Annotated in this window: 11 protein-coding genes; 2 read left to right on the plus strand and 9 right to left on the minus strand. The window is 72.8% G+C overall.

What is annotated here, in order from left to right; all coding sequences use genetic code 11:
• The 8 genes from ACVMLK_RS17375 to ACVMLK_RS17410 form a co-directional block, all read right to left on the minus strand.
• A partial coding sequence (locus ACVMLK_RS17375) for an AMP-binding protein (protein ID WP_457487120.1) occupies positions 1 to 749 on the minus strand: 749 nt, incomplete at its 3' end.
• Complete coding sequence (locus ACVMLK_RS17380) at positions 749 to 1,462, minus strand: ABC transporter ATP-binding protein (protein WP_457487121.1); 714 nt, start codon at positions 1,460 to 1,462, stop codon at positions 749 to 751. The genes ACVMLK_RS17375 and ACVMLK_RS17380, both read right to left, overlap by 1 nt.
• Positions 1,459 to 2,220 (minus strand): ABC transporter ATP-binding protein, encoded by a 762-nt coding sequence (locus ACVMLK_RS17385; RefSeq protein WP_422921493.1) that lies wholly within the window; start codon positions 2,218 to 2,220, stop codon positions 1,459 to 1,461. Before ACVMLK_RS17385 ends, ACVMLK_RS17380 begins: the two co-directional genes overlap by 4 nt.
• Positions 2,220 to 3,095 carry a branched-chain amino acid ABC transporter permease gene (locus ACVMLK_RS17390; RefSeq protein WP_198364423.1) on the minus strand — a complete coding sequence of 292 codons (876 nt, stop codon included), beginning with the start codon at positions 3,093 to 3,095 and terminating at the stop codon, positions 2,220 to 2,222. The genes ACVMLK_RS17385 and ACVMLK_RS17390 overlap by 1 nt, the downstream gene beginning before the upstream one ends.
• Positions 3,092 to 3,961: a branched-chain amino acid ABC transporter permease gene (locus ACVMLK_RS17395; RefSeq protein ID WP_198364424.1), complete on the minus strand. Its 870-nt coding sequence runs from the start codon at positions 3,959 to 3,961 to the stop codon at positions 3,092 to 3,094. Before ACVMLK_RS17395 ends, ACVMLK_RS17390 begins: the two co-directional genes overlap by 4 nt.
• Positions 3,962 to 3,965: 4 nt before the next feature.
• On the minus strand, positions 3,966 to 5,102 hold the full coding sequence (locus tag ACVMLK_RS17400; RefSeq protein WP_457487122.1) for an ABC transporter substrate-binding protein: 1,137 nt from the start codon (positions 5,100 to 5,102) through the stop codon (positions 3,966 to 3,968).
• A 78-nt stretch (positions 5,103 to 5,180) separates the two neighbouring features.
• Positions 5,181 to 6,116, minus strand: coding sequence for an SMP-30/gluconolactonase/LRE family protein (locus ACVMLK_RS17405; RefSeq protein ID WP_198364426.1), 936 nt, complete (start codon positions 6,114 to 6,116; stop codon positions 5,181 to 5,183).
• 52 nt (positions 6,117 to 6,168) lie between these two features.
• Positions 6,169 to 7,293: a CaiB/BaiF CoA transferase family protein gene (locus tag ACVMLK_RS17410; protein WP_198364427.1), complete on the minus strand. Its 1,125-nt coding sequence runs from the start codon at positions 7,291 to 7,293 to the stop codon at positions 6,169 to 6,171.
• A 69-nt stretch (positions 7,294 to 7,362) separates the two neighbouring features.
• Between ACVMLK_RS17410 and ACVMLK_RS17415 the strand changes: the two genes are divergently transcribed.
• Positions 7,363 to 8,343: a Bug family tripartite tricarboxylate transporter substrate binding protein gene (locus tag ACVMLK_RS17415; protein ID WP_457487123.1), complete on the plus strand. Its 981-nt coding sequence runs from the start codon at positions 7,363 to 7,365 to the stop codon at positions 8,341 to 8,343.
• Positions 8,340 to 9,347 carry an NADPH:quinone oxidoreductase family protein gene (locus ACVMLK_RS17420; protein ID WP_457487124.1) on the plus strand — a complete coding sequence of 336 codons (1,008 nt, stop codon included), beginning with the start codon at positions 8,340 to 8,342 and terminating at the stop codon, positions 9,345 to 9,347. Before ACVMLK_RS17415 ends, ACVMLK_RS17420 begins: the two co-directional genes overlap by 4 nt.
• Before the next feature lie 110 nt (positions 9,348 to 9,457).
• On the opposite strand, the gene ACVMLK_RS17425 is transcribed toward ACVMLK_RS17420, so the two are convergent.
• On the minus strand, positions 9,458 to 9,821 hold a 364-nt coding region (locus ACVMLK_RS17425), incomplete at its 5' end, for an SH3 domain-containing protein (RefSeq protein ID WP_457487125.1).

The following is a 9,821-nucleotide window of genomic DNA, read 5'->3' on the forward strand; positions in this document are numbered from 1 at the left end:
GAAGAGGTACGCCCAGGGGTGGATGCCACCCGCGCGGGGCGGAAGAGAACCGGCCCCGCCCCCGGTCGGCGGCGGGCCGGAGGGTCGGGGGGGGCCCCCGCGGGCCGGGGCCCCCCCGCCACGTCGCCCGCGTGATGCGCGATGCTGCGCTGGCGGTGCAGCACCAGCTTCGGCCCGCTGGTGGTGCCGCTGGTGGTGAAGGTGAGGCAGTCGCTCTCCGGGGAGGCCCCTGGGGAAGCGGCATCTTCCGCCTGCCCGGATGTGGCGTCGAGCGCCGCCCAGGGCAGCACCGGCAGCGCGCCCAGCCGTGTCTCCGCCGTGTCCAGCCCGATCACGCAGCGCGGCGGCGCCGCGAGGTCCGGCAGGACCGCGCCGAGCAGGGCCGGGAAATCGCCCGCGGCGAAGCCCCATTGCGTGGCGATCGCCACGGGGCGGGCGCGGTCCAGCAGATAGGCCACCTCCTGCGCGCGGAAGCGGGTGTTGACATGGATCGCCGTGGCGCCGAGCCGCGCCAGTGCGAAGTGCAGGATCAGGTATTCCGGCCGGTTGGGCAGCCAGATCGCCACCCGGTCCCCGGCGCCGATGCCCTGCCGCGCCAGCCCGCCCGCCACGCGGCGCACCGCCGCGGCGAAACCGGCATAGGAGAGGGCCGGGCCATCGAGGAAGGCCAGTGCCGGCGCCTCGGGCACCGCCGCCGCCGTCTCCTCCAGCAGCGCCGTCAGCGTCTGGTGCATGCGCGTCTGGCGCATCAGAACAGCTCCATCAGCCGCGCGTGGTCCGAGAGGTCCGAGGGCTGCCCCTCGAAGATCATCCGCCCCGACTTCATCACCACCACCCGGTCGGAGATGGCGAAGGCCTCGTGGACATTCTGCTCGACCAGCAGGATCGCCATGCCGCGCGACTGCCGCAGCGCCGCGATCGGCGCCAGCAGGTCCTGGAACAGCTTCGGCGCCAGGCCGATCGAGGGCTCGTCGAGCAGCAGCACCTGAGGCCGCGTCAGCAGGGCGCGGGCGATGGAGACCATCTGCTGCTGCCCGCCCGACAGGGTGCCGGCGCGGCGGGTACGGAAGTCGCGGATGCGCGGCAGGATCTCCAGAATCTCCTCGATCCGCTCGGCATAGCCCGCGCGCGGCACGCCGGCGGACCAGAGGGCAAGGCCGAAGATCTCCTCCACCGTCAGGTCCATGAAGACGCCGCGCCCCTCGGGCACGAAGGCGATGCCGGCGGCGGCCAGGGCCGAGGGGAGATGGCGCGGCAGCGCCTCGCCCCGCACCCGGATGCGCCCGCCGGACGGGCGGTGCAGCCCGTAGAGGCAGCGCATCAGCGTGGACTTGCCGGCGCCGTTGTGGCCGATCAGGCACAGCGTCTCCCCCTGCCGCAGGCCGAGCGAGACATCCTCCAGCACCGCGTGCCCCCCATAGCCGGCGGTGAGGCCCTCGGCCTCCAGCACCATCGCGCTCATGGGGTGGCCTCCACGGCTTGCGGCCGGTCGCCGAAATAGATCGCGGCCAGCTCGGGATTGCGCAGGATGGCCTGCGGCTCGCCCTCGGCCAGGACGCGGCCCTGGTCGAGGAAGGCGATGCGGTCGGCGAGTTCGACGACGACATCGAGGTTGTGCTCGATCAGGCAGATCGCCTTTCCCTGCTGCGCCGCCTCGCGCAGGATGCCCGAGAAATGCCGGCGCGAGGCGAGATCGAGGCCGGAGGTCGGCTCGTCGAGCAGCCAGACCTCGGCCTCGGCCGCCAGGATGCGCGCGACGGAGAGGAACTTGCGCTCGGCATAGGCGAGGTCGATGGCGCGCTCCTCCGCCAGCCTCGCCAGGCCCGTGCGCTCCAGTGCCTTCTCCACCCGCGCCTCGCGCGTCGCCCGCGCGGCGCGGCCGCCGGGCTGCCAGAACCAGGAGCCGGTCTCGGTCGCCGCCAGCACGTTCTCCCGCACCGTCATATGGGTGAAGAGGCGCAGGTCCTGGAAGGAGCGGGCCACGCCGCGCCGCGCGATCTGCCACGGGCGCAGGCCGAGGATCGGCGCGCCGTCGAGGCGGATGTCGCCGGAATCGGCGCGGAGGTTTCCGGTGATCAGGTTGAACAGCGTGGTCTTGCCGGCGCCGTTCGGCCCGACCAGCGCGGTGACGGCGCCGGCCGGCAGGGTGATCGACACGCCCGCCACGGCCTGGACGCCGCCGAAGGAGCGGGAGGCGTTCTCGACGATGATCGCGGCCATCAGTGCGCCACCTTGCCGCGGCCGAGGTCGCCCACCAGTCCGGCGGGGCGGAAGATCATCAGCAATGTCATGGCCAGACCGTAGAGGATCTGCTGCACCGCGCCGACCTCGGTCGGCGGGATGAAGGGGAGGAAGGAGAGGCCGGCCGGCAGGGCCAGCAGCAGCGCGGCGCCGAGCAGCGGCCCCCAGAGCGTTCCGGTGCCGCCGACGATGACCATCGCCATCACCAGCACCGACTGGTCGAGGGTGAAGCTCTCGACATTGACGAAGGCCATGTGGAAGGCGAAGAGCGCGCCGGCCATGCCCGCCCCGGCGCAGGCGAAGGCGACGGCGAGCGTCTTGGCGACCGCGACATGCTTGCCCAGCGCCTCGGCGGCGCTCTCGGCGTCGCGGATGGCGCGCAGGGTGCGGCCGAAGGAGCCCCGCGCCAGCAGGTGCGTGGCCAGCAGGATCAGCGCCAGGGTGGCCAGCGCCAGCGGCAGCGCGGTGATGGTGACGCCGAAAAGCTCGGGCCGCGGGATGCCGACCAGCCCGCCAATGCCGCCGGTCAGCGGCTTCAGCTCGCTGAACAGCGTCGTCGCCACCATCTGCAGGCCGAGGCTGGCGGCGACGAAATACTCGCCGCGCACGCGCAGCGCCGGCAGGGCGAGGCAGAGCGAGAGGCCGCCGGCGATCAACGCCGCGACCAGCAGGGCCAGCAGCGGGTCGGGCACCAGGAGCATCGCCGTCTGCGCCCCGGCATAGGCGCCGAGGCCGAAGAACACGGCATGCGCCACGCTGAAGATGCCGGCATGGCCGATGGCGACGTTCAGCGTCGAGGCCAGGATGCCGAAGATGGCGACGATGGTCGCGAGATTGGCGAGATAGGCGATCATCGGGCCACCGCCACGCCGAACAGGCCGGAGGGCCGGAAGAGGATGAAGCCGAAGAGCACGACGAAGCTGACCGCCTCGGCCCATTGCGGCTCGACGAAGGCCAGCGCCACGCTCTCGGCGATGCCGAGCAGCAGGCCGGCCAGCGCCGCGCCCTTGAGATTGCCGACGCCGCCGACGATGGTGGCCGCCATCGAGATCAGCATGACGTGGTGCCCCATGGCCTCGTTCAGCCCGACGGTCATGCCGGTCAGGATCGCCGCCGGGGCGGCCAGCGCCGAGCCGAGCGCGAAGGCCAGGATGGAGAGCCGGGTCGAGGACAGGCCGTAGGTGCGGATCAGGTCCGGGTTCTGCGCCAGGGCGCGCAACGCGACGCCGGCATGGCTGCGCGTCAGGAACAGCGACAGCGCCAGGAAGAGCAGCGCCGAGACGCCGATGGCGACATAGAAGACCGGTGCGATCCAGAGGTCCGGCAGCACCTCCGTGGCGCGGGACAGCGGCGTGTCGATCACCGCAAAGCCGCGCCCGGCGATCATGCCGACCAGGTTCTGCACCACGATCGACACGCCGAAGGCGGCGACGAAGACGGTGAAAAAGCCGCCCTCGTGCCGGCCGATCGGACGGTAGACCAGCTGCTCGATGGCGACGCCGAAGAGCACGGCGACGGCAATGGCGGCGAGAGCGCCCAGCGGCCAGGGCCAGCCGGCGTTCCAGGCCATCAGGAAGGCGTAGCCGGCCAGGGTGAAGGCGGCGCCATGGGCGAAGTGGAAGATGCGCGTGGCGCCGAAGATCAGCGCGAAGCCCGCAGCCGTCAGCGCGTAGAGGGCGCCCGTCTGGACGCCCCCCTGCAGAAGCTGGAGGAAGAGCATGGGCTCAGCCGGCGATGCGCGTCAGCGCGCCGCCGCGCAGCTCGTTGACCTGGATGGCGGCGGTCAGGTTGCCCTTGTCGTCGAAGCGGCCCTTGCCGCCCACCAGGTCGAACTCCCGCCTCTCCAGCAGCGCGGCGCGCAGCGTCTCGCCATCGACCGGCCTGCCCGCCGCCTCGTTCATCGCCGCGAGCTGGCCGAAGAGCCAGACGGCGTTGTAGTAGTTGACGTGGTAGGTGCCGGGGTCGCTGTTGAAGCGGGCCTTGAAGTCGGCGGCGAAGCGCTTCGTCATGGCGTCGCCGCCGGCGAAGTCGGTCTTCTGCGTGGTGAAGATCAGCCCCTCCGCCTCGGCCGTGTTCTTCACGCTGTCGAGGTTCATGGCCGAGTAGGACAGCAGCGGCTGCGAGATGCCGTTGTCGCGCAGCTGCTTGATGATCTGGCTCTGCTGGGCGCCGAAGCTCGCGATATAGACGGCATCGGGGCGCGTCTGCCGGATGCGCGCGGCGACGGGGGCGAATTGCTGCGCCGTGCGCGGCACGCTGAAGCTGCCGGCCAGGGTGCCGCCGGCCTTGGGCAGGCCGTCGCGCAGCGCGCCGAGGATGGCGTCGCCCAGCGGGTCGTCGACATAGACGAGGGCGATGCGCTTCAGCTTCCGTTCGCCGACGATGTAGGGCAGCAGCGCCTCGGTCTCGAGATGCGCCAGCGGGATGGTGTTCCAGAAATACGGCGAGAGGCCGGACAGGTCGGGCCCGACGGCGCCGCCATTGACCATGACGATCTTCGCCCGGTCGCCCACCGGCGCCACCGCCTTGGAGACCGCGGTGAAGCCGACCAGCACGAAGCTGGCCTTGTCCACATTGGCGAGCTTGGTCATGCCGACCACCGCCTGCTGCGGCAGCGCCTGGGTGTCCTCGGCCTGCAGGCGGACGGGGCGCTTCAGCACCTTGTCCGCCTCGATATGCTGCAGGGCGAGCTGCGCGCCGGCGGTGAAGACCGTGCCGTACTCGGCATTCGGGCCCGACATCGGGAAGAGCGTGCCGAGCACATAGGGCTCGCCACCCTGCGCCAGGGCGCCGCGGCCGAGGAAGGGGAGGGCGAGCGTGGCACCCAGCAGGGCGCGACGGCCCGGTTGCGGACGGTTCATGGACTTATGGCTCCCTGGCCGCGCCCTGCCGGCGCGGCCCGTTCTTGAGCGACAAAGTCCCGCCCGCTCTCGCGGATGTCAACCGTAGGCGAGCGCCAGTCCCGGCTCGTCCCAGGCCGCCTCGACCAGCTTTCCGGTGCTGGAGAGGGTGATGTAGGCGGTGCGCCGGTCCGCGCCGCCAAAGGCGATGTTCGTCACCATCGGGTCCGGGTACTTCACCCGGCCGAGGATGCGGCCGTCCGGCGCGATGGTGGTGATCTCGCCGGTGACCAGCGTGGCGACGCAGATGTTCCCCGCCTCGGTCACCGCCAGGCTGTCGAGCCGGGTGAAGCCGGGCAGGTCGCAGAGCATCCGGCCGCCATGCGGGCTCGGCCACGGATCCTTGCGCAACTCGCCCGGCCCGGTGATCTCCCAGGACCAGAGCCGGCCGCTCTCGGTCTCGGCCACATAGAGCGTGCGCCCGTCCGGCGAGAGGCCGATGCCGTTGGCGCCGCCCGCGATCGGCAGCGCCGCCTCGATGATCGCGCTGCCATCCGCCGCCGCCCAGTAGACCGCGCCGTGGTCGCGGTCGCGCGCGCGCACCTTGCCGAGATCGCTGAACCAGAAGCCGGGCACGGGAAAGCGGCCGGGATTGTCGAAGACGATGTCGTTCGGGCCGCGCAGCCGGTGCTCGCCGCAGCCCTCGTAGAGGCGGCGCACGGTGCCGTCGCGCGGGTCCACCGTCTCGATCCGGCCACCCTTGTAGTCGGACGCCTGACCGCTGGGGCGAAGGCAGCCCGGCGCGTCATGCCATGTGAAGCCGCCGTTGTTGCAGAGGAAGAGCTGCCCGCCCGGGCCGCGCGCCAGGCCGTTCGGCCCGCCCCCCGGCTCGGCCAGGATGCTGCGGGCGCCGTCCGGGGCGATGCGGGAGATCACGCCCGCCTCGATCTCGACCAGCGCCACCGCGCCGTCCTCCATCACCACCGGGCCTTCCGGGAAGCGCAGCCCCTCGGCCATCACGCGATCATCCGTCATTCCGTTTCCTCCCTTGCCGTTCCTGGCTTTGCCGCTTCTTCGCGCCGCGACGTCAGGCTTCCGCCCGCAACGCCGCCAGGATCTCGTCGCTGTGCTGGCCGAGCGCGGGGGCCGGCCGGGTCCAGGCGCCGAAGCCGGGCAGGACGGGGAAGGGGATCTCCCCCAGCTCCGGCTGCGCCACGGGCGCGTGGCCGCCGATCGCCCGCACATGCGGATGCGACAGCCAGTCGAGCGGCGTGTTCACGCGATCCGCCATCAGCCGCGCGCCATGCAGCGCTGCGAGCCAGTGCGCCGCGTCCCGCGTGGCGAAGACGGCGCGGATCTCGGCCAGCATGGCGTCGCGGTTCTCGGCGCGGGCGCCGAAGCTGGCGAAGCGCGGGTCCGTCGTCCAGTCGGGCCGGCCGAGCACGCCGGCCAGCGCGACGAACTCCGCCTCGCGCACCAGGGCGATCATCACCCAGGCGCCGCAGGCGGTCTGGTAGGAGCCGGAGGGGATGTTCAGCGCGCCCGGCGCGCGGCCGAGCAGCCCGGCCTCGCCGATCGGGAAGCCGATCAGCGCCGCCGTGCCGGCGAGCAGCGAGATGTCCAGCACCCGGCGGCGCGGCGCCGTGTCCTGGGCCCGCTCGGCCAGCGCGGCCTGCACGGCGGCGAAGGCGTAGAGGCCGGTGACGACATCGGAGACATAGGTGCCGACCTTGTGCGGCGTGCCGTCCACGCCCTGGTTCAGCGCGACCAGGCCGGAGAAGGCCTGGGCGACGGAATCGGTGCAGGGCCGCTCGGCGTTCGGCCCCTTCTGGCCGAAGCCGGAGATGGAGAGGCAGACCGCGTCCTCCCGCGTCGCCTCGGGGCCGAGGCCGAGGCGGGCGGCGACGCCGGGCCGGAAGGCCTCGATCAGCACGTCGCACCGCGCGGCCAGGGCCTGGGCGGCGGCGCGGCCCGAGTCGCTCTTCAGGTCCAGCGCCAGGCTGCGCTTGCCGCGATTGAAGGCGGCATGCATGACCGACTGGCCCTCGGCGCGGGTGGACAGGCCGCGCGACCAGTCGCCCTCCGGCGGCTCGAGCTTGATGACATCGGCGCCGGCGGCGGCCAGCAGCATGCCGCAGTAAGGCGCGGCGATGCCCTGTCCGGCATCCAGAACGCGCAGCCCGCGATAGGGGCGAGGCGGTTCACCGTTCATTGCATTTCCTCCCCGGATGTGCCGCCATCTGACGACGAGATGACGAACAAGGGAAGGGAGGGAGAGCCGATGCCGCTGACAAGACGCGCGGTTCTGGCAGGTTTGGCGGCGGGCGTGCCGCTCGTCGGCGGGCCTGCGCGCGCGGCGAACGGCGGCTGGCCGGCCCGGCCGATCCGCTGCGTCGTGCCCTATCCGCCCGGTGGCCCGACCGACATCCTGGCGCGGGTGGTGATGCAGCGGGTCGGGCAGCGGCTCGGCCAGCCCATCGTGATCGAGAATCGCGCCGGCGCCTCGGGCGTCATCGGCAGCGCCGAGGTGGCGCGCGCGCCGGCCGATGGGCAGACCTTCCTGGCCAATGCCTCGATCCAGGTGATCATCCCGCATCTCAACCGCCAGATGCCCTTCGACACGCTGGCCGCCTTCGCGCCGGTGACGAACTTCGCCCGCGTGCCGCTGATGCTGGTGGTCACCCCCGACCTGCCGGTGCGGGACGTGGCCGGGCTCATCGCCCTGCTGCGCGAGGGCGCGCGGCCGATCTCCTACGGCTCCTCCGGCATCGGCGCCGCGCCGCATCTGGCGGGGGAGCTGTTCAAGCAGATGACCGGGACGGAGATGACCCACGTGCCCTATCGCGGCTCCGGCCCGGCGATCCAGGACCTGATGGCCGGGAACATCCAGCTCATGTTCGATTCCATGCCGAGCAGCGCGGCGGCGGTGCGCGAGGGCCAGATCCGCGCCCTGGCCGTCACCACCGCGGAGCGCATCCCGGCCTTCCCCGATCTGCCGACCATCGCCGAGGCCGGTGTGCCGGGCTACGAGATCGCCACCTGGTACGGCCTCTGGGCGCCGGCGGGCACGCCGGCCGCCATTCTCGGGCGCATGCAGCAAAGCGTGGCGGAGGCCATGGCCCTGCCGGCGCTGCAGGCGACGCTGGAGACGCTGGGCGCCGTGCCCGTCGCCGACGCGCCCGAGGATTTCGCCCGCTTCGCGCGCTCGGAATACGACCGCTGGGGCCGGCTGGTGCGGGATGCCGGGATCGAGGCGCAGTGAGCGGCGCGACGATGCGGGCGCTGGTCTGCGAGAGCTGGCGCGACTTCGACGATCTCGTGCTGAAGGAGGTGCCGGTGCCACCGCTGCGGCCGCGCGGCGTGCGCATCCGCGTCGAGGCGGTGGGGGTGTCCTTCGCGGTGCAGCTCGTGGTGGCGGGGAAGTATCAGCGCCGGCCGCCGCTGCCCTTCTCGCCGGGCACCGAGATCGTCGGCACGGTGCTGGAGGCGGCGCCGGATGCCGAGGCGCCGCCGCCCGGCAGCCGTGTCTTCGCCGTGCTGGACTGGGGCGGCATGGCCGAGCAGGCGGTGGCGGACGACATCCATGTCGTGCCGATCCCCGACGGCCTGCCGGCCGCGCCCGCCGTGGCCTTCCCGATCAGCTACCCGACCGCCGCCTCGGCGCTGCTCTGGCGCGGCCGGCTGGAGGCGGGGCAGTGGGTTCTGGTGCAGGGCGCGGGCGGCGGCGTCGGCCTGGCTGGGCTGGAGGTGGCGAAGGCGGTGGGGGCGAGGGTGATCGCCCGTGCCGGCGCGGCCAAGCACGCCATGCTGCTGGCGCGCGGCGCCGATGCCGTGCTGGACAGCGCGCAGCCCTTCCGCGCCCCTGTGGCGGAGATCACCGGCGGAGATGGCGTCGCGGCCGTGCTGGACACGCTGGGCGGCGAGGCCTTCGACGAGGGGCTGCGCTGCCTGGGCGACGGCGGCACGCTGCTGACGCTCGGCTATGCCTCGGGCAGCATCCCGCAGCTCGGCGTCAACCTGCTGCTGCTGAAGAACATCGCGGTCGCCGGGCTGAACTGGGGCACCTATATCGGCTGGTCCCCGGGCGACCGGCGGCGCGACCACGCGCCGCGCGTCCGCGCCCTGTGGGCGCAGCTGATGGACTGGTGGCAGGCCGGGCTGCTGCGGCCGGAGGTGCACGCGGAATATCCGCTGGAAGGCTTCCGCGCGGCCATGGCCGAGGTGCGGAGCCGCCGCGCGGTGGGCCGCGTGGTGCTGCGGCCCTAGAGCGTTTTCCCTTCGCATCGGCTCACGGCAAACGATCTAGGCGATTGTTTTTGCGAGTCTCTTCGCCCGATCAGGTGATACCGCCTGATCGGGATCCGTTCTAGGCCAGGTCACTCCAGCAGGGCGCCGTAGATCCAGCCCAGCACCGTGCCGTCGGCCAGGGCGATCCGCATCCAGCCCTGATGGGTCTCGATGATGCGGACCGGCGTGCCGGTGGGCAGCGCCCGCACGATCGGCGAGCCGCCCAGCGGCTGGCTGCGCACATTGGCATCCTGCCGCACCCGTGCCTCCTGCCAGAGACCACCGAGCTGGCCGCTGTCCGGCTCGACAGGCTGGATCGTCGCCTGCGGCTCCGGGCGCGGCGGCGCCGGTGGCGCCACGGGCGGCGGCGGCGGCAGGTCGGTGCCCTCGGCGGTGCCGTCGGGCAGGTCCACCGTGCCGGCCAGCGGCGGCAGGCCCGGCGCGGTCGTGGAC

The organism is Teichococcus aerofrigidensis, from assembly GCF_054073225.1.

Excerpts from the sequence above, each read along its gene's own strand:
- ACVMLK_RS17390 (WP_198364423.1), bottom strand. The coding sequence starts at position 3,095 with ATGATCGCCTATCTCGCCAATCTCGCGACCATCGTCGCCATCTTCGGC.
- ACVMLK_RS17400 (WP_457487122.1), bottom strand. The coding sequence starts at position 5,102 with ATGAACCGTCCGCAACCGGGCCGTCGCGCCCTGCTGGGTGCCACGCTC.
- ACVMLK_RS17410 (WP_198364427.1), bottom strand. The coding sequence starts at position 7,293 with ATGAACGGTGAACCGCCTCGCCCCTATCGCGGGCTGCGCGTTCTGGAT.
- ACVMLK_RS17385 (WP_422921493.1), bottom strand. The coding sequence starts at position 2,220 with ATGGCCGCGATCATCGTCGAGAACGCCTCCCGCTCCTTCGGCGGCGTC.
- ACVMLK_RS17405 (WP_198364426.1), bottom strand. The coding sequence starts at position 6,116 with ATGACGGATGATCGCGTGATGGCCGAGGGGCTGCGCTTCCCGGAAGGC.
- ACVMLK_RS17415 (WP_457487123.1), top strand. The coding sequence starts at position 7,363 with ATGCCGCTGACAAGACGCGCGGTTCTGGCAGGTTTGGCGGCGGGCGTG.
- ACVMLK_RS17395 (WP_198364424.1), bottom strand. The coding sequence starts at position 3,961 with ATGCTCTTCCTCCAGCTTCTGCAGGGGGGCGTCCAGACGGGCGCCCTC.
- ACVMLK_RS17380 (WP_457487121.1), bottom strand. The coding sequence starts at position 1,462 with ATGAGCGCGATGGTGCTGGAGGCCGAGGGCCTCACCGCCGGCTATGGG.